Origin of the sequence: Microbispora triticiradicis (assembly GCF_005864065.1) — a bacterium.
Classification (GTDB): domain Bacteria; phylum Actinomycetota; class Actinomycetes; order Streptosporangiales; family Streptosporangiaceae; genus Microbispora; species Microbispora triticiradicis.
In genome coordinates this window covers 31597-53023 of the sequence record NZ_VANP01000017.1, presented here as the reverse complement: position 1 = coordinate 53023, position 21427 = coordinate 31597, and the positions used below count along the sequence as shown (strand labels likewise).

Here is a 21427-nt window from a genome sequence, read left to right as displayed (position 1 = left end):
TCAGGGGCAGGCGTCTCTGGCGATGCGCCGATTACCGGCGGCCCGGCGCGATCCGCCATGCGGCGCCAACGACACCCGGATCCCTGCCGGATCAGCCCGTATTCCGGGACAGGACGAGGCAGCGAACCGCTCACATCAGCAGTGGTGGATCACGTGCAATGGTGAAACTTTCAGCCGCGATGTGATCACACTCGTCGGCCCGCTCAGTCTCCCCCGGTCACGGAGCGGAGGCGCCGGCCGACCCCCACCGCCCAGAACCCGGCGGTCGTGTCTGTCCTGATTCGCCTCACGCTCCGCAAGCACGATGGAGCGAACCCGAGGCGACAGTTCGTGCACCAGCCAGGTGAGGGCTCTGGCACGTGCCGCCTCTTTGCGCTTCGGCCGATCGAAGCTGGGCAGGCGCCTAGTGAAGGTGGTCGGAGAGGTAGCGGCGGACGAGGCGTTTGCATTCGGCGATGAGGTCGGGGTCGCCGTCCGGGTGGGCGCGGAAGGCCAGTTTGAGCACGGCGTCGGCGGCCTCGACGGCGACCACGAAGGCGCGGGACAGGCCGTCGCCCGGCACGACGCCGAGCACCTCCACCATCATCGAACGCAGCCGGTCGGCCACGATCACGTTGTTCTCCAGGGCCTCGTCGAGCATCCGCTGGGTGCCGGGCAGGGCCGGGCCGCCGGGGGCGGCGAGCACCTCGCCGAAGTCCACCACCCCGAAGCCGGGCATGGTGCGCTTCATCCGGACGAACTCGTCGATGCCGAGGTCGACCGCGCCGGCCCAGTCGGACAGCCGCGCGTCGGACAGCAGGGTCGCCATCCGGTCCAGGTAGGCCTCCAGGTTCCGCAGCGCGAGCGCGCGGACCAGGCTCTGCTTGTCCGTGAAGAACTGGTAGAAGGTGCCGATCGGCACCTCGGCCCGGCGGGCGACCTCCTTGGTCGTCAGCGCCTCGTACCCCACCTCGTCGAGCAGCCCGGCGCACTCGTCGAGCATGCGCTCCACGCGCTCCTGGCTGCGGCGCTGGGCGGGCCGCCGGCGCAACGTTCCCCCTGTGGTCATGCCGCCATTGTCTCCCGCCCATCAGGCGGATACGTTAACGCGAGTAACGCTCATGATAACGGGAGACGGCATGTTCCTGTGGGGTACGGCCACCGCGTCCTACCAGATCGAAGGAGCCGTCGCGGAGGACGGCCGGGGCCCCTCCGTCTGGGACACCTTCTCCCACACCCCCCACAAGGTCCGTGACGGGCATACCGGCGACGTCGCCTGCGACCACTATCACCGGTACGCCGAGGACGTCGCCCTGATGGCCGGCCTGGGGGTGGACGCCTACCGGTTCTCGATCGCCTGGCCGCGGGTGCTGCCGACCGGCCGGGGCCGAGTCAACCAGGCCGGGCTCGACTTCTACGACCGCCTCGTGGACGCGCTCCACGAGAAGGGGATCACCCCGGTCCCGACGCTCTTCCACTGGGACCTGCCGCAGGCCCTGGAGGACGAGGGCGGCTGGCTCGACCGCGACACGTCGCGGTATTTCGCCGACTACGCCGCCGTCGTGGCCGACCGGCTCGCCGACCGGGTCTCCATGTGGATCACACTGAACGAGCCGTTCGTCCACATGGTGTACGGATACGCCCTCGGCATGCACGCCCCCGGCAGGACGCTCATGCTCGGCGCGCTGCCGACCGCCCACCACCAGCTGCTCGGCCACGGCCTGGCCACGCAGGCGCTGCGGGCGGCCGGAGCGCGCCACGTGCTGATCACGAACAACTGCACGCCCGTCTGGCCGGCCTCCGGCTCCGAGCAGGACCTCGCCGCCGCCGAGGCGTACGACATCCTGCACAACCGGCTGTTCAACGACCCGGTCCTCACCGGCGCCTACCCCGACCTGTCGGCGTACGGCGTGGAACTGCCCGTGAAGACAGGCGACCTGGAGACGATCGCCCAGCCGCTCGACGGCCTGGGCGTCAACTACTACATGCCGACGCGGATCTCCGGCCCCGGCGGGGGCGACCTGCCGTTCGAGTTCGAGCCGATCTCCGGTCATCCCGTGACCGCCTTCGGCTGGCCCGTCGTCCCCGGCGGCCTCCGCGAGCTGCTCGGCTCCCTCACCGCCCGGTACGGCGACGCGCTCCCGCCTGTCTACGTGACCGAGAACGGCTGCTCGTACGACGGCCTGGACGACCAGGAGCGGATCGCCTACCTCGACGGCCACATCCGGGCGATGCGGGAGGCGGACGCGGACGTGCGCGGCTACTTCGTCTGGTCGCTGCTGGACAACTTCGAGTGGGCCGAGGGCTACCACCAGCGGTTCGGCCTGGTCCACGTCGACTTCGAGACCCTGAGGCGCACCCCGAAGGCGTCCTACCACTGGTTCGCGGACTTCCTGAAGGCTCAGAGCACCGACACGTGAACGTGGTCGTAGTGGTTGGCGGTGATCCCCCCGCGGTCCGACATCATCCGCCACCCGGCCCCGGTGCGCATGTCGTAGAAGCGCTGCTGCCAGATGATGTACATGATCCCGTACTGGCTCGCGTGCTGAATGCACCACTGGGCGAGGGCGTCGCCCCGCTCCTTGGCCACCGCGTCGGGCATGCGGCCGCCGCTGCTCATCATGAAGTCGCAGGCGCGGCCCTTGCCGTGTTCGCCCGGGTCCCCCGGCCGCAGGCAGCCGACGCTGAAGGGCATCGGGAACTGCGACATGATCGCGTTGCGAACCGTGATCATGCGCTGGGTCAGGCCGCTGCCGGCGTCGGGGGCCTGGAAGCCGTACTTGGCCATCAGGGTCTCGATCTCGCGCCGCTTCGCCTTCAGCTCCTTGATGTGGCGCTGCAGCTTGTCGATCTCGGCGTCGGCGTCGCGGCTCGCCTTCCGCTGCTTGGCGATCAACGCCCTGATGCCGTTCAGCCGCTCCGACTTCGCGTCGCCCAGGTAGGCCAGCGTCGACAGGGAGCTCAGGTCGCCCGACACCGAGAAGAGCTGTGAGGCGTCCATGCCGCCGCTCATGTAGGAGGTCTGGGCGAACTGGGTGACCGCCCGCTGGGCCGCGAGCAGGTCCACCTTCAGCTTCCCGACCTTGGCGGACGCCTTCTTGGCGGCCAGTTCCGCGTCCTCCAGGCTGAGGATCTCACCGCGGTACTCCTTCTGCAGCGCGGCGGCCTCCTTCGTCAGCCTGCGCAGTTTGGCCTGCTGGCCGGGCTCGGCCGAGGCGGTGAACGCGCCTGAGACAGCGGGTGCGGCGAGGAGCACGGTGGTGACCACCGCCAGTCTGGCCCAGCGTCCCGACCGCACGTCGACCTCCACTCGGATTCGGTCCGAAACTATAGGAGACGATCTTTATGTCTGCTAGCGGAACAGGAGAAACTGTTGGGTTGAAAGCGAGCAATCGTCGGGTTCCGCGTTCTGTGATCGATTCGAGACTTACGCGTCGCCTTACTGCACTTGAACGCGGATTGACCGCGACGGAGATTCGGGAGATCGCTACCCCTCACGAAGGGCTCCTCGATGTCCCGACGAGTGATCGTCTCGACCCTGGCCGCCGTGGCTCTCGGCGCGGCGCTCCTGGCGCCGGCCGCGCCGGCGCAGGCCGGCCAGGGCGACCCGCTCCCGCCCACGGACCAGATCGACCTCTACCAGCTCGACAGCGCGCCCGGAACCGCGGCCACGCTGAACCAGAAGGGCTTCGACGTCGTCCAGCAGCACCCCTCGGGCGACCAGGAGCACGTCGAGCTGACGGCGACGCCCGCCGACGTCAAGAAGCTCCAGATCCTCGGCTACCGGCCGCAACCGGTTCGCAACCCCCAGGGCCAGACGCAGTTGCAGGCGGCCAGGGCCCAGGCGGCCGGCGGATACACCGTCTGGAGGTCCTACTCGGAGAAGGGCGGCATCGCCGACCAGCTCAAGGCCATCGCGGACGCCAACAAGGACGTCGCGAAGCTGGAGTCGATCGGCAAGACCGTCCAGGGTAAGGACATCCTTGCCCTCAAGCTGACCGCGCTGGCCCGGGTGCTGCCCGACGGCCTGAAGCCCGCCGTGCTCTACTCCGCCACCCAGCACGCCCGGGAGTGGATCGCGACCGAGGTCGACATGCGGCTGCTGAAGTATCTGGTGGCCAACAAGGGCAAGTCCGACGTCGCGAAGCTGCTGGCCACCACCGAGGTGTGGTTCGTGCCGGTGGCCAACCCCGACGGCTACGACTTCACCTTCACCGAGGGCAACCGGCTCTGGCGCAAGAACCTCCGCGACAACGACAGCGACGGCCAGATCACCGGCGTCGACGGGGTCGACCCCAACCGCAACTACCCCACCAAGTGGGGATACGACGAGGAGGGCTCCTCCAGCGTCTTCAGCAGCGAGACCTACCGCGGCACCGCCCCGGCGTCGGAGCCGGAGACCCGGGCCCTGGACGGCCTGCTCAAGCGGCTGCGCTTCAAGGCCCAGGTCAACTACCACTCGTACGGCCCGCTGCTGCTCTATCCCGAGGGCTGGCAGGTCCAGACGACGACCGCGGACGATCCCATCTACCTGGCCCTGACCGGGACCGACGAGAAGCCAGCCGTACCCGGCTTCGATCCCGGCGTCGGCGCCGAGCTCTACACCACCAACGGCGAGACCACCGACCACGCGCACAAGGCGTACGGCACGCTCGCCTGGACGCCGGAGCTGGAGGAGGGCTGTGACGGCTGCGGCTTCGTGTTCCCCGACGACGAGGGGCTGGTGCAGGCCGAGTTCGAGAAGCAACTGCCGTTCGCCCTGGACATCGCGAAGTCGGCGCTGAACCCGAGCGAGCCCGTCAGCCACCTCGGCAACACGGTTCCCGACTTCGTCGTCGACCCGTTCGACGTCAGCTACGGCACGGACCAGATCGTGCAGGTCGACGCCAAGCGCAAGCTCGGCCCCGTCGTCCTCAACTACCAGATCAACGGCGGGCGGACGAAGATCGCGCCGACGAGTGAGTGGAAGGGCGGCGAGCGGTACGGCGAGGGCTACGACACCTACTTCCACCGGCTGAGGGGCACGGTGAAGGGCGCCAAGCCCGGTGACCGGGTGAAGGTCTGGTTCACCTCGCTCCTCAGGAAGAGCGACGACTTCACCTACACGGTGTCCACGGACATCGGCGGGAAGGTGCTGGTCGTCGCGGCGGAGGACGTCACGGGGATCAGCCCCGCGCAGGGCGCGACCGAGGCGAAGTACGCCGGGGCCTACACCACGGCGCTGACGGGGTCCGGCTACTCCTCCGACGTGTACGACGTGGACAAGAACGGCCGGAAGGCGCCCCACCCGCTCGGGGTCCTCAGCCACTACAAGGCCGTCGTCTGGGAGACCGGCGACGACATCATCCCCCGCGCGGCCGGGCAGCCCGGCGGCACCGCCGCGAACCTGGCCGAGGAGCTGGAACTCGCGTTCCGCGACTACCTCAACGAGGGCGGCAAACTGCTCGTCACCGGGAAGTACGCGTTGTACGGCCAGAACGTCGACGGCGCCTACTGGTACGAGCCGGACTATCCGGCGCAGCCCGAGTGCACGACGCTGAGCAAGCCGCCGTGCCTGGCGCTCAGCAACGACTTCGTGCAGTACTACCTCGGCGCCTACACCTTCGTGGAAGGCGGCGGCCAGGACGCGGACGGCGCCACGGTGCCGCTGCAGGGCACGAGCGGCGCCTTCGCCGGGTTCCTCGGCACGCTCAACGGCGGCGACTCGCCCGGCAACCAGAACCACACCTCCGCGTTCGTCACGACCTCGTCGGTGCTGCCGGTCGGCCGGTTCCCGCAGTTCGCCAGCGCGGCCCCGCTGAAGTGGCAGTACGCCGGGGGCTCGCCCTTCGCGCCGCACACCGGCGCGTGGGACGTGCAGAGCGGAGAGGCGGACCAGTCGTACAAGCGGCTCACGAGGACGATCGACCTCACCGGCAAGACCAGTGGCGAGCTGTCGTTCTGGACGTCGTACAACACCGAGCCGGACTGGGACTTCCTGACCGTCGAGGCGCACACGGTCGGCCAGGACGACTGGACGACGCTCCCCGACGCGAACGGGCACACCTCGCAGGAGCCCGGTGAGAGCTGCGCCGGCGGCTGGGCGGACCTGCACCCGTTCACCGCCCACTACCAGACGTACGACGGCGCCTCGTCGTGCACGGCGACCGGCACCACCGGCGCCTGGCACGCGGCCTCCGGCGCGTCGAACGGCTGGCAGCAGTGGACGATCGACCTGACGCCGTACGCAGGCAAGCAGGTCGAGGTGTCGATCTCCTACATCAGCGACTGGGGCACCCAGGGCCTCGGCGTCTGGCTGGACGACGCGACGGTCAAGGCCGACGGCGCGGTCGTCTCGCAGACCTCGTTCGAGGACGGCCTCGGCGGCTGGACCGTCGCGGGCCCGCCCCCGGGCTCGGCGGACGCGCTGAACGACTGGACGCGCAGCGACCAGACGCTGGAGGACGGCGCGGGCGTCACGACGAAGGACACGGTCTACTTCGGCTTCGGCGCCGAGGGTGCGACGACCCAGGCCATGCGGACCGACCTGGTCCGCCGGTCGATGCGGCACCTGCTCGGACCGGCCCTTCCGTAGGGCTGCGCCGGAGAACCCGTGGCCCGGTCCTCGCCGTACGGCGGGGGCCGGGCCACGGCCGCGCTCCTGCCGCGCCGGCTCTTGCCAACACCGAGCAGAACATGATTCGGTCTCCGTGTGTGGTCAAGCCCGATCGGGGAGGCAGGCATGCGGCAGCACGACACACTGTTCGTCGGCGGCGACTGGGTGGCCCCCGCGGGCACGGGCACGATCGAGGTGGTCTCCCCGCACACCGAGGAGGTCGTCGGCCGGGTCCCGGACGGCACCGCGGCCGACATGAACCGCGCGGTCGCGGCCGCCAGGGACGCCTTCGACAACGGGCCGTGGCCACGCATGACGATGGCCGAGCGCGCGGCGGTGGTGGGACGCCTCGCGGAGATCTACGAGGCGCGCCAGGCCGAGATGGCCGAGCTGATCACGCTGGAGATGGGCGCCCCGATCACGTTCTCAAGGCTCGCCCAGACCCCGCAGCCGCTGGGGATGCTGAAGTACTTCGCCGGTCTCGGCGCCGCCTTCCCCATCGAGGAGGAGCGGCCCGGCCTGTTCGGCCCCGTGACCGTCCGCCGCGAGCCGGTCGGCGTCGTCGCGGCCGTGGTCCCCTGGAACGTCCCCCAGTTCGTCACGATGAGCAAGCTGGCCCCGGCACTCGTCGCGGGCTGCACCGTCGTGCTCAAGCCCGCCCCCGAGACGCCTCTCGACGCCTACCTGCTCGCCGAGATGATCCACGACGCCGGGATCCCCGCCGGGGTCGTGAACATCGTCCCGGCCGGCCGTGAAGCGGGCGAGCACCTCGTCTCCCACCCGGGCGTCGACAAGGTCGCCTTCACCGGCTCGACCGCGGCCGGCCGCCGGATCGCCGCGATCTGCGGCGAGCGGCTCAAGCGGTGCACGCTGGAGCTGGGCGGCAAGTCGGCGGCGATCATCCTGGACGACTGCGACCTGCCCTCGGCCATGGGCATGCTGTCGATGGCCACGCTGATGAACAACGGCCAGGCGTGCGTGGCGCAGACTCGCGTCCTCGCCTCCCGCGCCCGGTACGACGAGGTCGTCCAGGCCGTCGCCCACATGGTGACGAGCCAGCGGGTGGGCGACCCCGCCGACCCGGCCACCGGCATCGGCCCACTGGTGGCCCGGCGCCAGCAGGAGCGGGTCGAGGGCTACATCAGGTCGGGCGTCGAGGAGGGCGCCAAGCCCGTCGTCGGCGGCCTCGACCGGCCGTACGACCGGGGCTGGTACGTCGCCCCCACCGTCTTCGCCGGCGCCACCAACGACATGCGCATCGCCCGCGAGGAGATCTTCGGCCCGGTCCTCACGGTGATCCCGTACGAGGACGAGGCGGACGCCGTGCGGATCGCCAACGACAGCGACTACGGCCTGTCCGGCTCGGTCTGGACCGGCGACGCCGAACACGGCATGGGGATCGCCCGCCAGGTGCGAACCGGCACGTACGGCGTCAACACGATGCACACGCTCGACCCGAACAGCCCGTTCGGCGGGTTCAAGGCCAGCGGCCTCGGCCGTGAACTCGGCCCCGAGGGCCTTTCGGCCTACCTGGAGCACAAGTCCATCGCCCGCCTGGGCTGATGCGTGCGTCCCTCCGGCCTGGTGCGGCACGCGTGCCGCACCAGGCCGGTGGACCGCCCAGCGCGCCCCCGCGACGCTGGAGGGGTTTCCCCCTTCACCTCCACATAGACGACCCTTATGCGGGTTTGGTTCGCGAAATCCACCGACCAATTCTGCGAATCAGATCGGGGGTGGCCGCCGCCTCGGCGTGGCCGTAGCCGGGCTCGATCCAGAGCTCCTTCGGCTCCCCGGCGCTTTCGTAGAGCTGGTGGGCGTGTTCGATGGGGAAGAACGGGTCCCGGTCCCCGTGCACGATCAGCAAGGGCGTGGGGGCGACCATCGCCGCCGCCTCGTGCGGCGGGAGCGGCACGGGGTCCCATCCTTCGACCGCGATCCTGGTCCGCTTGGCCAGCCGGACCGCCAGCCGCCCGTGCCAGCGCTCGATCGCCCAGTGCACCTGGCGCATGGGCTTGGTGCCCCGGTAGTACCACCGGGCCGGACCGCTCACCGCGACCACCGCGTCCACGCCCCCGTGCAGCGCGGCGTGCCGTACGACGACGGCAGCGCCCATCGAGAAGCCGAGCGTGACGATCCGGCGGTAACCGATCGAGCGGGCCAGCTTGACCGCCGCGTCCACGTCGAGGACTTCCAAGTCACCGACCGTCGACCGGCCGCCGGAGCGTCCGTGGCCCCGGAAATCGAACGACACCACCCCGCCGAACCTCGACAGGACGTGCACGATGCGCCGGGTGTCCGGCCCTCTCCACGTGCCGGTGAACCCGTGCGCGACCACGACGCCGAGGTCGAGAGAGCCGTTGGGCGTGTGCGCCGCGTCGATGCGGACGCCGTCCGCCGTGCGCAGCATCGCTCCGTAAGCAGCAGCGAGAGCCATGCCTCCGACCTTATTTCCCCCCATGTCACTTCTCTCCCGCATGCCTCCCCCACGCGACGGGAAACTGTCACAGGTCGGCGGTCGAGCGCAGCCGGTCCCAGGCGACCCCCAGCCTGACCTCGTCGTCGTCGAGCGACTCGATCTGGTCCCACTCGGCGTACCGGATCTCGCCGTGCATGCGCCGCACGAGGGCGCCGAGCAGCGACGGCCGCCAGAGACCGGGACCGCGCTCGTACCCGAAGAGCCGCCCGGCACGCCGCCGGGCGATCAGCAGACCGGCGAGCCGGAAGGCCTGCCGGACCTCCGCGAGCAGCGGCCCGTCCTGAACGAGGCGGACGTCCGCCGTGTCACCGGCGACCTCCCCCGACGGGCCGCGGACCGTACGGCCGAGCAGTCCGCCGAGCCGCATCGTGTCCGGCCTGTCCTCCTCCCTCTCCCGCACCCTGAGGGTCTTCTCCGACGCGTCCCCCGCCGTGCTTTCGGGAGCATCCTGCTCGGGTGTGCCCGCCGCTCCCGGGATCCGGCCGACGACGTTCCTGGTCAGCCAGCGCTCCAGCGCCAGGTCCTGCGGGTGGCCGGCCACCCGCACGGCGCTGCCGACGTCGGTCACCAGGCTCATGTCGATGCGGTACGGCCCGGGCCGCGCCTCCCCCCGGAACAGGCGGTCGGTTTCCGTCATCAGCCATCCCGGCAGGCCGCCGAGACGTGGACCGAGCGCCAGCGGCCCCGACAGGATCGCCGTGACGTACGGCCGGTCGCCGGGCCGCACCTCCAGGTCGTCCACCTTGCACAGCAGGCGGTCGTCACTCTCCCTGACGACCTGCCGGTCGAGCAGGTGCAGGCGGGCGTGCAGCACCCGCGCGTGCTCGTTCACGGTTCCCTCGCCTCCCGGGTCGTCACTGGCCCGCCTTCGTCGCGATCATCAGGGGGATGGCCGCGAGCGCCACGACGAGCAGCAGCACCATGTAGAAACTGCCCAGCACGTTGCTGAATCTGCCGTTGACCTTCGCCCCCATGTAGTCGGGATCATTGGCGATCATGAGAACCGGCAGGTAGGTGAGCGGCAGGGCCGCGGCCGAGAAGACCAGCGAATACTCGGTCACCTTGATCGGGTCGATGGTGGTGAGGATCAGCGCGGTCGCGACGATCACCGAGGCGAGCACGGTCACGTGGAACCGGGCGGCGCGGCCGGGCACCACATACTTGCCCCACTGCCAGCCGAAATACTGGCTCAGCGAGTAGCCCGACGACAGGGCGGTCTCCAGCGTCGCTCCGAACGTGGCCGCGAAGACCCCGAGGATCACCACACCGAGCCCGACCTTGCCCAGTCCCTCGGCGACCGGCAGCACCATCTGCCCGAGCGAGCCGGGCTCGGCCTCGACCGGCATGAAGACGGTCGCCGCGCACGCCGCGATCGCCAGCGACAGCACGCCGCCGAGGGGGAAGCCGACGAACACGTTCGCCCGCGCGGTCACCAGGTCCTTGCGCGTCCACTTCTCCTCGACGCCGCCCGAGGAGAAGAAGAACACCTCGTACGGCGTCATCGCCCCGCCGAGCAGCGCGATCGCGTAGTAGAGGTAGGTCGGCACCCCCTCGTCCTGCGGCGGCCGGACGAGCTGCGTGGTCAGCTCGCCCCAGTCGGGCCCGAGCTGCCACAGCGCGACGATGAACACGACGAGCGCGAGCCCGGCGAGCCCGAAGACGCGTTCCATGGTCTCGAACTTCACCCGCCACATGACCAGCCAGGCGACCAGGGCCACCGGCGGCACCCACAGCAGGTAGTTGATCCCGGTCACCAGCTCCAGCGCGAGCGCGGAGCCGCCGATCTCGGCCGCGAGCGTGAGCACGTTGATGAAGAACGACGCGCCGAGGTTGACCAGCCCGGCACGCGGACCCATGCGCTCGCGGACGAGGTCGAAGACCGGCCGCTGCGACACCGCCGCGATCCTGCCGGACATCTCGGCGAAGACGCAGATCCCGACGATGCCGACGATCACCACCCACGCGAGGGACATCCCGAACCTCGACCCCACGACGGCGTTGGCGACGAGGTCGCCGATGTCCACGAAGCCGCCGAAGGCCGTCAGGATGCCGAGCGTGACCGCGAGGAGTCTCTTCATCTGTGCTTCTCCGCGAAGTCGCTCAGCTCGCTCGCGAGCCCGTCCAGCTCCCGTACGGCCGCCTCCGGGTCCTTGACCCCGTCGCGACGCCACTGGATGAGCAGGTCCGCCACCTCGCTCTCGGCCTTCTCGGTCAGGCGCAGCACCTCGTCCCTGACGCGGTCCGAGGAGTCCGAGGGCGGTTGCACGCCGCCGAACTGGTCGTTCACGCTGCTCAGGTCCCGCACCGCCTCGGTCAGCACCACCTCGGCGTACGGCCCGGTCATCCGGTCCCGGTGCGCCACGACGGAACGCGCGAACCGCACGGCCGAGACGGCCGACTCGGCCGTCTTCCCGGCCTTGAGCGCGTAGTCGTGGTCGTCCCACGCGGGGCTGACGCAGGCGGACAGCAGGAGTGCCGTCAGGAGGGCGAGCGGCGCCAGCCGAGCAAGCGGGATCATGTGCGCCGCCGCAGCAGGAGGTAGGCGAGGACGAGGAGCGGCACGAGCAACTCCGCCCAGGCGATCAGCAGCACGAGTCCTTCATCCGTCACAGCCGATTCATCTTCCCGGACGGCAGGCCTTTGAACGGAGTGGAATGCGGGCGGCGGCGCCGGCGTTGCTATCGAGGGCCCCGGAGCCGTCGGCGCGTGCCGGCGATCGGGATCAACTAAACTGGTATGGCCGCGTCTTGCGGCTGCTGTGCGTCTCGCTTCGGTCCCGGGACGCGGACGACACCCCGACGAACCAGAGCGAGACTTCCCTATGCCTATGAACACCCGCGACGACCTGCGGAACATCGCGATCATCGCGCACGTCGACCACGGCAAGACCACGCTGGTCGACGCCATGCTCTGGCAGTCCGGCGCGTTCCGGGCCAACCAGGACGTGGACGAGCGCGTCATGGACTCCAACGACCTGGAGCGCGAGAAGGGCATCACCATTCTCGCCAAGAACACCGCCGTCCGGCACGGCGGCATGACGCTGAACATCATCGACACCCCCGGCCACGCCGACTTCGGCGGCGAGGTCGAGCGCGGGCTGTCGATGGTCGACGGCGTCGTGCTCCTGGTGGACGCCTCCGAGGGCCCGCTGCCGCAGACCCGCTTCGTGCTGCGCAAGGCGCTGTCGGCGAAGATGCCGGTCATCCTGTGCATCAACAAGGTCGACCGCCCGGACGCCCGGATCGCCGAGGTCGTCGACGAGGTGTACGAGCTGTTCATCGACCTGGACGCCACCGAGGAGCAGATCGACTTCCCGATCGTGTACGCCTCGGCCAAGGCGGGCCGGGCGTCGCTGGCGCGTCCCGCCGACGGCGGCATGCCCGACTCGCCCGACCTCGAGCCGCTGTTCGAGACGATCAAGAAGACGATCCCGGCGCCGGTGTACGACCCCTCCGCGCCGCTCCAGGCGCACGTCACCAACCTCGACGCCTCCAGCTACCTGGGCCGGATCGCGCTGTGCCGGGTCCACCACGGCACCATCCGCAAGGGCCAGCAGGTCGCCTGGTGCCGCACCGACGGCACCGTCCAGCGCGTCAAGATCTCCGAGCTGCTGATGACCGAGGCGCTGGAGCGCAAGCCCGCCGAGGAGGCCGGGCCGGGCGACATCATCGCCATCGCCGGCATCCCGGAGATCATGATCGGCGAGACGCTGGCCGACCCTGACGACCCGCGCCCGCTGCCGCTGATCACGGTCGACGAGCCGGCGATCTCCATGACGATCGGCACCAACACCAGCCCGCTGGTGGGCAAGGTCAAGGGCGCCAAGGTCACCGCCCGCCTGGTGAAGGACCGCCTCGACAAGGAACTGGTCGGCAACGTCTCGCTGCGCGTGCTGCCCACCGAGACTCCGGACGCGTGGGAGGTCCAGGGCCGCGGCGAGCTCGCCCTGGCCATCCTGGTGGAGCAGATGCGCCGCGAGGGCTACGAGCTGACCGTCGGCAAGCCGCAGGTCGTGACCAGGACGATCGACGGGAAGCTGCACGAGCCGGTCGAGCGCCTCACCGTCGACTGCCCGGAGGAGTACCTGGGCGCGGTCACCCAGCTCCTGGCCGTACGCAAGGGCCGCATGGAGCACATGACGAACCACGGCACCGGCTGGATCCGGATGGAGTTCGTGGTGCCGTCGCGCGGCCTGATCGGCTTCCGCACCGAGTTCCTCACCGAGACCCGCGGCACCGGCCTGGTCCACCACGTCTTCGACGGCTACGAGCCGTGGTTCGGCGAGCTGCGCACCCGCAACACCGGTTCGCTGGTCGCCGACCGGTCGGGCCAGGTCACCGCGTTCGCCATGATGAACCTGCAGGAGCGCGGCACCCTGTTCGTCTCCCCCAGCACCGAGGTGTACGAGGGCATGATCGTCGGCGAGAACTCGCGCTCGGACGACATGGACGTGAACATCACCAAGGAGAAGAAGCTCACGAACATGCGCTCCTCCACCAGCGAGGAGACCGAGAAGCTGATCCCGCCGCGCGTGCTGTCGCTGGAGCAGGCCCTGGAGTTCATCCGCGACGACGAGTGTGTGGAGATCACCCCGCAGACCGTGCGCATCCGGAAGGTCGTCCTGGACTCCGCCCTCCGGGGCCGCGCCGCCGCCCGCGCCAAGCGCGCCAACTGACCTCGTCACCCGGCCGCCCGGCCGCGACGCCAAGAACGGGTAAACGGCGGGCACAGACGGCGTCGTTCGTCCTCCTCGGCCCGGCTCACCGTGCTCTGCTGTCGGATGCGTCAAGCGTCTGAGGAGGACAGCGTTATGCCTCGCCCACCCCGTTTCGCCCTGGGTCTCTCGCTGGGACTCGCCGTGGCCGGTGGCCTCGCCCTGGGACTCGCCGCCACGGCCGTCCCCGGGGCGTCCGCCGCTCCCGCGACACCGTCACGCACCGGTGGGACGGCGGCCGCCGTCGTCAGGGACGCCTCCGGGCGCGTCCTGGGCAGCGTCCGGTTCGAGCGGTACGACCTGGAGAAGACCAGGGTCAGCGTCAGCGTGCGCGGGCTCGCCCCCGGGTTCCACGGCTTCCACATCCACGCGGCGGGCGTGTGCGACCCGCGTGCCGTCGACCGGGCCACGGGCACGCCGTTCTCCAGCGCCGGAAGCCACCTCGGCCCGGGCACGCACGGCGCCGGGGCCGGGGACATGCCTCCGCTGCTGGCCGCGGACGACGGAACCGCCTCCGCCTCCTTCGTGACCGACCGGTTCACGCTGGAGGATCTCGCGGACGCCAACGGAAGCGCGGTCGTGGTGCACGCCGGGCCGGACAACTTCGCCCACATCCCGAAGAGGTACTTCCACCGCCCCGACTCGATGGGGGCCACCGGCCCGGACCTGACCACCCGCAGGACCGGCGACGCCGGCGCGCGCGTCGGCTGCGGTGTCGTCAGGCCGCGCGCCTGACCGGCATGCCCGACCCGCGTGCCCGGGGTGGACGGACAGCGGGGACGCTCCCGGCGCCGAGCCGTCAGCGGTTCGTGTACGTCTTCCCCGGTGCGGGGCTGCCGAGCAGTTCGGAGACGGTGACGTACGTGAAGCCCTTGCGGTCGAGCTCGTCGAGCAGGTGGGGCAGCGCCTGCACGGTGGTGGGGTGGATGTCGTGCATGAGCACGATGTCGCCCGGCTTGGCCGCGGCGCTGCGCTGGGCGATCACGGTGGGATTGCGGTTGAGCCAGTCGAGGGTGTCGACCGCCCACAGGATCTGCGCGAGGCCCTCCTGCTTCGACTCCTCCTCCACCGACTTGTTCGTCGCGCCGTACGGCGGGCGCATGAGCCGCATCCGGACACCGGTGACCGTCCGTACGGCCTCCTGGGTCCGCTCCAGCTCACGCCGAAGGGCCTCGGGCGGGAGGCCGGACAGCGAGGCGTGGTCCCAGGAGTGGTTGCCGAGCTCGTGCCCCTCGGAGGCCATGCGGCGGACGAAGTCCCGGGTCTCCCCCGTGATCATCTGGCCGAGCATGAAGAACGTGGCCCGGGCGTGATGGGCGGCGAGCAGGTCGAGCACGTGCCCGGTGTACTCGGCGGGCCCGTCGTCGAAGGTCAGCGCCACGCACCGGTGCTGCCGGCAGTCGACCTGCCGGGGCGGCGGCACCGCGGGCAGGCGTGCCCCGGGCGCTCCCCGCTGCGCCCCGGCGAGCCGCCAGCGCAGCAGGTCGGCGTCGAACCGCCGCACGGGCCCGAAACGGAAGTGCGGCGCCACGGCCCGCACCGCCTTGCGCTCGGCTCCCCGCAGCGAAGGCCCGGACCGGCTCTGGGCGCATCCGGCGACCAGCGCCAACGACAGCAGCACGAATCCGATCCGCATACGACCCCCCGGAGCAGGCGGGGGGCGACGAACGTCACGGATAGCCGCCGGCGGCTCCCCCCCGCAGAACCCTGTCCAGCTCCTCCCACCAGGGCGGCACGTCCGCTTTCAGTTCGGCGTGTCTGCGAGCCACCCGGACGGCGCACCCTGCGGGATCCGTACCCAGGTGCCGGCACTTCACGGCACCCTCGCGCCAACGGTAAAACCCGTCACGGAAGGTCACGACGAGGCCTATCCACACCGAGAGGGTAGCCTCGTCGCCGATCTCGTACGCGTCGGCCACCCCGAGCGCGGCGAGTTCCGCGCGAAGTTTTTCCACCGCGACCCGCGACTCGCTCACCGGGCACCGCCCCCCTGCCCACCAGACACGTACAAAAAGGGATGTACCCAAGCTTGGGGCGGCGCCTTCCGATTCATTCTGTAATCATCGACCACTCAGCGTCACCGCGCAGCCCTTACTCGTGAGTCATGTGGCCCCAGGCGCGGCCGGATGGCCGCGATCTAGGGCGAGGGCTCCCTGGGTTCGGTGACGACCATCACGAACCGCAGCGGCGCGTCGCCCTCGTTGGCGTACCGGTGCGGGCGGTCGGCGCTGAACACGACCGCGTCGCCGGTCCCGACGACGTGGCTCCGGCCGTACACGCCGAGGGTGAGCCGCCCCTCCAGCACGGTGAGCATCTCGCGGGTGCCCGCGGGGTGCGCGTCGCCGTCGTGATGCTCGCCCGGCGCGAGGCGCCAGTCCCAGAGTTCGAGGATCGCGGGCGCGTCGGTCCCGACGAGCAGGCGGGCCGATCCTCCCCCGGGCTGCTCGAACGTCACGACCTCCGACTCGGGCACGATCCGGACGACCGGCGTGTCGGCGACCTCCACCAGCCGGGCGAGGGTGACGCCGAGCGCGTCGGCGATGCGCGTGAGCGTGTTGACGCTGGGGTTGGTGCGGCCCTGCTCGATCTGCACGAGCATGCCGCGGCTCACGTTCGACCTGGCCGCGAGTTCGTCGAGGGTCATCCCCCGGTGGGCGCGCTGGCCGCGCACGTTCGCGGCGATGGCCGCGGTGATCGTCCCGGGTTCCGGCATGCGTCCATTATATTGGTCTACTATTGCAGTCCATTGCACTATTCATGAAGTTTTCTTGGGGGTTGGTCGTGACGGCGATCACGCTCGCGACCGCATGCGCGGTGATCTTCGGTACGGCCGACTTCTTCGGGGGCCTCGCCACCAGACGATCGAAGGTGCTGGCCGTCGTCGTGCTCTCGCAACTGGGCGGCATGCTGCTGGTCGTCGCCCTCCTCCCGATCCTGCCGGGGCACGCCAGTACGGCGGCGCTGCTCTGGGGGACGGCGTCGGGCGTCGCCGGGGCCTTCGGCATCGTGCTGTTCTACCGCGGCCTGGCCACCGGCATGATGTCCGTGGTCGCCCCCACCACCGCCACGACCGCGATGGCGGTCCCGGTGGTCTTCGGCCTGCTCACCGGCGACCGTCCGTCGCCCCTGGCCCTGGGCGGGGTCGCGCTCGGCCTGTTCGCCGTCCTGCTGGTCAGCCGGGAGCCGGGCGGCGGGGCGAGCCGTCCGAGGCTCGGCCCAGTCGTCGCCGCGCTGGTGTCGGGAGCGGGCTTCGGCGGGTTCTTCGTGCTGCTCAAGCTGGCCCCGGCCGACTCGGGGGCCTGGCCGCTGCTGGGGGCGAGGCTCGCGTCGATCACGCTCGTCGCCCTGCTCGCCCTCGCCACGCGCAGGGGCCTGCGCCCGGCGCCGGGCTCCCTGCGGGTGACGGTCGTGGCCGGCGTGCTCGACATGGCCGCCAACGTGCTGTATCTCTTCGCGGCGCAGCGGGGGATGCTCACCCTGGTGGCGGTCCTGGTGTCGCTCTATCCGGCGAGCACGCTGCTGCTGGCGAGGTACGTGCTGGGCGAACGGCTGAGTCCCGTGCAGATCACCGGCGTCGGCTTCGCGCTCGGCGCGATCGCCCTCATCGCCGCCGCCTGACCAGCCCCGCTGAGAAGGCCGGGCTCAGGCGGCGCGGCCCGGCTCGGAGAAGCCGGGCTCAGGCGGCACGGCCCGGCTCGGAGAGGCCGGGCTCAGGCTGCGCAGGCGGGTTCGGGCACCCGGACGACGCCCTCCTCGCGGGCGTAGCCCTCGAGCATTCCCCGCAGCTGCCGGCGGCCCCGGTGCAGGCGGGACATGACGGTGCCGATCGGGGTGCCCATCCGGTCGGCGATCTCCTTGTACGCGAACCCCTCCACGTCGGCCAGGTAGACCGCCACCCGGAACTCCTCCGGCAGGGCGCGCAGGGCGTTCATCACGACGCTGTCGGGGATCAGGTCGAGCGCCTCGGTCTCGGCGGAGCGCAGGCCGGTCGACATGTGCGACTCCGCCGCGGCGAGCTGCCAGTCCTCGATCTCCTCGGCGGCCGACAGCTTGGGCGACCGCTGCCTCTTGCGGTAGTCGTTGATGAAATTGTTGGTCAGGATCCTGTGCAGCCACGCCTTGAGGTTCGTGCCCTCGCGGAACTGGTGGTAGGAGGTGTACGCCTTGGCGACCGTCTCCTGGACCAGGTCCTCCGCGTCGGCGGGGTTGCGCGTCAGGCGCATGGCGGAGGCGTAGAGCTGGCTCGTCACCGGCACGACCTCACGCTCGAACCATGTCTGCCGCTGCTCGTCGGTCGAGATCATCTCTTCCCCCTACGGAACTTATCCCCCGTTACCCGTCCGGCCCGAACACATGCGAGGACGACCGTTCATTGTTCTGCCAAGGACATCGTGCCGGTCGGGGCCTAAGCACGCCGTTAGCTCGTCCGGAGTGGTCATCCTCATCCCTCAGCCCCATCATTCAGCGCCATCGCTTCCGGGGGCCGGTCCCACGCGGCCAGGTCACGCGCAGGCCGAACAAGTCTCATTAGCGTAACACTGAAGCCTCAATCCGGCGTAAAATGTGGCGGAGTTCACTGGCTAAAGTGGCGCCATGAACCACCTGGACCGGCATGACGCCGCGACGCGGGCGTGGGTGGCCGAGGCCATCCAGGCCGTCGAGGCCGACGCCAACCGAAGCTGCGACACTCATCTTCACGCCTTCCCGCTCCCTTCGCACTGGGGTGTCGACCTCTACCTGAAAGACGAGTCGGTACACCCGACCGGTTCACTCAAGCACCGTCTCGCCCGGTCCCTCTTCCTGTACGGCCTCGCCAACGGCTGGATCGGCCCCTCCACGACGATCATCGAGGCGTCCAGCGGGTCCACCGCCGTGAGCGAGGCGTACTTCGCCCGCCTGCTCGGCCTGCCGTTCATCGCGGTGATCCCGACGGGCACGTCCCCGGAGAAGCGGGAGATCATCGAGTTCTACGGCGGCAAGTGCCACCTCGTGGACGACCCGAGGGCCATCTACGACGAGTCGCACCGCCTCGCCGCCGAGACCGGCGGCCACTACATGGACCAGTTCACCTACGCGGAACGGGCGACGGACTGGCGGGGCAACAACAACATCGCCGAGAGCGTCTTCCAGCAGATGGCCCTGGAGCGGCACCCCGAGCCCGCCTGGATCGTGGTCGGCGCGGGAACCGGCGGGACCTCGGCGACGATCGGCCGCTACATCCGCTACCGCCGCCATCAGACCCGGCTGTGCGTGGCGGACCCGGAGGGCTCGGCGTTCTACCCGTCCTGGATCTCCGGCGAGGAGCGCGGCGGCGCCGGATCGCGGATCGAGGGGATCGGCCGGCCGAGGGTCGAGCCGTCGTTCCTGCCGACGGTCATCGACAGGATGTGCCAGGTCCCGGACGCGCTGTCGATCGCGGCCATGCACTGGGTCAGGGAGGTCACCCGCCGGGAGGTCGGCGGCTCGACCGGCACCAACATCGCGGCGGCCGTACAGATCATCCGGGAGATGCGCGAGCGGGGCGAGCGGGGCAGCGTGGTCACCCTGATCTGCGACGGCGCGGAGCGCTACCGCGACACCTACGGCAGCCCCCGCTGGCTCGCCGACCAGGGCATCGACATCGGGCCCCACCTCGGCGACCTGCGCGCGTTCCTCGCGAGCTGACCCGAGCCCCGATCGAGCTGAGCTGCGCCGGCCCGAGCTGAGCCGGCCTGGCCGGGGCGACCCGGCTCCCGGCCGTGGCTCCTATCGGACGACGCGCAGCCAGATGGTCGTCGCGGCCGGCGTCTCGGTCAGGCTGAGGCGTTCCAGCCGGACCCGGGCGCCGCCCGCGTGCTCGAACAGCCGGACCCCGTCCCCGAGCAGGACGGGCGCCACGAACACGAGGATCTCGTCGAGAACCCCGGCCTCGACGCACTGCCGGGCGACCTCGGCGCCGAGGATGTTGACGTACTTGTCACCCGCCGCGGCCTTGGCGGCGGCGACGCCCTCCATCAGGTCGCCGACGAAGGTGACACCCGGCACCGGCGTCGCCGGGGCGAGGTGGGTGAGCACGAACTGCGGCCCCTCCCACCCGCCGCCGAAGGGCTTGCCCTCCTTGTCGGTGCCCCGATGCGGGTCGTCGCCTCCGAACGTGCGATTGCCGACGAGCAGCGCGCCGATGTCGCGGATCAGCCGATCCACCAGCGGGTTCGGCCCGATGTGCTCGGTCAGCCAGGACATGTCGCCGCCGGGCCCCGTGATGTAGCCGTCCACCGACATCGTGGCCGAGTACAGCATCTTCGCCATGACCTACCTCCACAGGATGGATCCTCGTCGAGGCAAGATAGCGAGCGGCCCTGACAAACAACCGGCCCTGACAAACAACCGGCCCTGACGAACACCGGCGGGTCCGGGGCGGGCCGCCGGGCCCGCCCCGCCCGCCGCTACTCGCCGATGAGGGCGTCCACGAAGACCTCGGGGTCGAACGGCGCGAGGTCGTCCGGGCCCTCGCCGAGGCCGACGAGCTTCACCGGCACGCCCAGCTCGCGCTGGACCGAGATCACGATGCCGCCCTTGGCGGTGCCGTCCAGCTTGGTCAGGGCGATGCCGGTCACGTTGACCACCTCGGCGAAGACCTGCGCCTGGCGCATGCCGTTCTGGCCGGTGGTCGCGTCGAGGACGAGCAGCACCTCGTCCACCGTCGCCTTCTTCTCGATCACCCGCTTGACCTTGCCCAGCTCGTCCATGAGCCCGGTCTTGGTGTGCAGCCGCCCCGCGGTGTCGATGATCACGGTGTCGGCCTTGTCCTCGATGCCCTTGGCCACGGCGTCGAACGCCACGGACGCCGGGTCGCCGCCCTCGGGGCCGCGTACGACGCCCGCGCCGACCCGGTCACCCCACGTCTGGAGCTGGTCGGTGGCGGCGGCCCGGAAGGTGTCGGCGGCGCCGAGCACGACCTTCCCGCCGTCGCCGACCAGCACCCGGGCGAGCTTGCCCGAGGTGGTGGTCTTGCCGGTGCCGTTGACGCCGACGACGAGCACGACGGCGGGCCGCTCCCCGTGCGGCCGGGTGTGGAGGGTGCGGTCGAGGTCCGGCGCGATCTGCGTGAGCAGTTCCTCGCGCAGCAGCCTGCGCACCTCGTCGGGGGTGCGGCTGCCGAGCACCTTCACCTTCGTCCGCAGTTCCTCCACCATCGCGCGGGTGGGCGCGACGCCGACGTCGGCGGTGATCAGGGTCTCCTCGATCTCGTCCCAGACGTCGTCGTCGAGCCGGTCCCGCGACAGCAGTTCGAGCAGTCCCCTGCCGAGGACGTTCTGCGAGCGGGCCAGGCGGCTGCGCAGCCGGACCATCCGTCCCGCCGACGGCGGCGGGACCTCGATCTCCGGAGCCTTGATCAGCTCCTCGATTGGAGGAGGCAGCGTGGTCGTCGTGCCGCCGTCCTCCTCGCCCAGTCCCGCCTTGAGCGGCTCCTCCACTACGGGAGCCTTCGGCTCGGGCGGGGCCGGCGGCGCGGGCGGCAGGTCCTTCGCCTTCGGCCGGAACAGCAGCCACAGGCCACCCACCGCCAGTATGGCGACGATGGCCACGATCACGATGATGCCGAGGTAACCGTCCACACCATGCAGTTTCCCAGACAACCGGCAGTGCTCGGTCGCGCGGACCTGCCCGCCGCGCGCCTCCG

19 protein-coding genes are annotated in these 21427 nt (G+C 70.7%); 7 read left to right on the top strand and 12 right to left on the bottom strand.

Translation table 11 applies throughout. The annotated features are described in order from the left end of the window. Nucleotides 1–403: 403 nt before the first annotated feature. Entirely contained in the window at nucleotides 404–1048 is a 645-nt protein-coding gene (locus FED44_RS31005) for a TetR/AcrR family transcriptional regulator (RefSeq protein ID WP_117408437.1), read from the bottom strand. Between the two features lie 70 nt (nucleotides 1049–1118). On the opposite strand from FED44_RS31005, the gene FED44_RS31000 reads away from it, so the two are divergent. Further along, the gene (locus FED44_RS31000) at nucleotides 1119–2399 is read left to right on the top strand and encodes a GH1 family beta-glucosidase (RefSeq protein WP_117408436.1); all 1281 of its coding nucleotides are present in this window, start codon (nucleotides 1119–1121) and stop codon (nucleotides 2397–2399) included. Here the strand turns inward: FED44_RS31000 and FED44_RS30995 are convergent. Further along, nucleotides 2381–3277: a coiled-coil domain-containing protein gene (locus tag FED44_RS30995; protein WP_138462897.1), complete on the bottom strand. Its 897-nt coding sequence runs from the start codon at nucleotides 3275–3277 to the stop codon at nucleotides 2381–2383. The two genes, FED44_RS31000 and FED44_RS30995, sit on opposite strands and share 19 nt — an antisense overlap. A 213-nt stretch (nucleotides 3278–3490) precedes the next feature. Here FED44_RS30995 and FED44_RS30990 point away from each other — a divergent pair, with 213 nt between their 5' ends. Continuing rightward, nucleotides 3491–6553, top strand: coding sequence for a M14 family metallopeptidase (locus FED44_RS30990; RefSeq protein ID WP_138462896.1), 3063 nt, complete (start codon nucleotides 3491–3493; stop codon nucleotides 6551–6553). Nucleotides 6554–6700: 147 nt separating this feature from the next. Continuing rightward, nucleotides 6701–8137, top strand: coding sequence for an aldehyde dehydrogenase (locus tag FED44_RS30985; RefSeq protein WP_117408434.1), 1437 nt, complete (start codon nucleotides 6701–6703; stop codon nucleotides 8135–8137). Between the two features lie 115 nt (nucleotides 8138–8252). On the opposite strand, the gene FED44_RS30980 is transcribed toward FED44_RS30985, so the two are convergent. The 4 genes from FED44_RS30980 to FED44_RS30965 all read right to left on the bottom strand — a co-directional run bounded on the left by FED44_RS30980 (nucleotide 8253) and on the right by FED44_RS30965 (nucleotide 11568). Beyond that, on the bottom strand, nucleotides 8253–9008 hold the full coding sequence (locus tag FED44_RS30980) for an alpha/beta hydrolase (protein WP_244302424.1): 756 nt from the start codon (nucleotides 9006–9008) through the stop codon (nucleotides 8253–8255). A gap of 67 nt (nucleotides 9009–9075) precedes the next feature. Then, entirely contained in the window at nucleotides 9076–9882 is an 807-nt protein-coding gene (locus FED44_RS36750) for a hypothetical protein (RefSeq protein WP_182885906.1), read from the bottom strand. Nucleotides 9883–9904: 22 nt separating this feature from the next. Further along, nucleotides 9905–11128 (bottom strand): NRAMP family divalent metal transporter, encoded by a 1224-nt coding sequence (locus tag FED44_RS30970; RefSeq protein WP_117408432.1) that lies wholly within the window; start codon nucleotides 11126–11128, stop codon nucleotides 9905–9907. Then, nucleotides 11125–11568, bottom strand: a complete 444-nt coding sequence (locus tag FED44_RS30965) for a hypothetical protein (RefSeq protein WP_138462895.1) — start codon at nucleotides 11566–11568, stop codon at nucleotides 11125–11127. Before FED44_RS30965 ends, FED44_RS30970 begins: the two co-directional genes overlap by 4 nt. A 303-nt stretch (nucleotides 11569–11871) precedes the next feature. On the opposite strand from FED44_RS30965, the gene typA reads away from it, so the two are divergent. Together typA and FED44_RS30955 are read left to right on the top strand one after the other, a co-directional pair. Next, nucleotides 11872–13725, top strand: coding sequence for a translational GTPase TypA (gene typA, locus FED44_RS30960; RefSeq protein ID WP_117408430.1), 1854 nt, complete (start codon nucleotides 11872–11874; stop codon nucleotides 13723–13725). Nucleotides 13726–13860: 135 nt separating this feature from the next. After that, nucleotides 13861–14499 carry a superoxide dismutase family protein gene (locus tag FED44_RS30955; protein WP_165900795.1) on the top strand — a complete coding sequence of 213 codons (639 nt, stop codon included), beginning with the start codon at nucleotides 13861–13863 and terminating at the stop codon, nucleotides 14497–14499. A 64-nt stretch (nucleotides 14500–14563) separates the two neighbouring features. On the opposite strand, the gene FED44_RS30950 is transcribed toward FED44_RS30955, so the two are convergent. The 3 genes from FED44_RS30950 to FED44_RS30940 form a co-directional block, all read right to left on the bottom strand. Further along, nucleotides 14564–15400: a polysaccharide deacetylase family protein gene (locus FED44_RS30950; protein WP_117408428.1), complete on the bottom strand. Its 837-nt coding sequence runs from the start codon at nucleotides 15398–15400 to the stop codon at nucleotides 14564–14566. Nucleotides 15401–15434: 34 nt separating this feature from the next. Beyond that, nucleotides 15435–15740 carry a hypothetical protein gene (locus FED44_RS30945; protein ID WP_117408427.1) on the bottom strand — a complete coding sequence of 102 codons (306 nt, stop codon included), beginning with the start codon at nucleotides 15738–15740 and terminating at the stop codon, nucleotides 15435–15437. 161 nt (nucleotides 15741–15901) lie between these two features. Beyond that, nucleotides 15902–16477 carry a helix-turn-helix domain-containing protein gene (locus tag FED44_RS30940; RefSeq protein WP_117408426.1) on the bottom strand — a complete coding sequence of 192 codons (576 nt, stop codon included), beginning with the start codon at nucleotides 16475–16477 and terminating at the stop codon, nucleotides 15902–15904. A 44-nt stretch (nucleotides 16478–16521) separates the two neighbouring features. Between FED44_RS30940 and FED44_RS30935 the strand changes: the two genes are divergently transcribed. Continuing rightward, complete coding sequence (locus tag FED44_RS30935; protein WP_220499233.1) at nucleotides 16522–17382, top strand: DMT family transporter; 861 nt, start codon at nucleotides 16522–16524, stop codon at nucleotides 17380–17382. A 92-nt stretch (nucleotides 17383–17474) separates the two neighbouring features. Here FED44_RS30935 and FED44_RS30930 read toward each other — a convergent pair whose 3' ends face one another. Beyond that, nucleotides 17475–18068 (bottom strand): sigma-70 family RNA polymerase sigma factor, encoded by a 594-nt coding sequence (locus FED44_RS30930; protein WP_117408425.1) that lies wholly within the window; start codon nucleotides 18066–18068, stop codon nucleotides 17475–17477. Nucleotides 18069–18357: 289 nt separating this feature from the next. On the opposite strand from FED44_RS30930, the gene FED44_RS30925 reads away from it, so the two are divergent. Next, complete coding sequence (locus tag FED44_RS30925; protein ID WP_117408424.1) at nucleotides 18358–19428, top strand: PLP-dependent cysteine synthase family protein; 1071 nt, start codon at nucleotides 18358–18360, stop codon at nucleotides 19426–19428. An 81-nt stretch (nucleotides 19429–19509) separates the two neighbouring features. On the opposite strand, the gene FED44_RS30920 is transcribed toward FED44_RS30925, so the two are convergent. Beyond that, the gene (locus FED44_RS30920) at nucleotides 19510–20052 is read right to left on the bottom strand and encodes a dihydrofolate reductase family protein (protein ID WP_117408423.1); all 543 of its coding nucleotides are present in this window, start codon (nucleotides 20050–20052) and stop codon (nucleotides 19510–19512) included. Between the two features lie 137 nt (nucleotides 20053–20189). Beyond that, the gene (gene ftsY, locus FED44_RS30915) at nucleotides 20190–21362 is read right to left on the bottom strand and encodes a signal recognition particle-docking protein FtsY (protein WP_117408422.1); all 1173 of its coding nucleotides are present in this window, start codon (nucleotides 21360–21362) and stop codon (nucleotides 20190–20192) included. Nucleotides 21363–21427 lie beyond the last annotated feature (65 nt).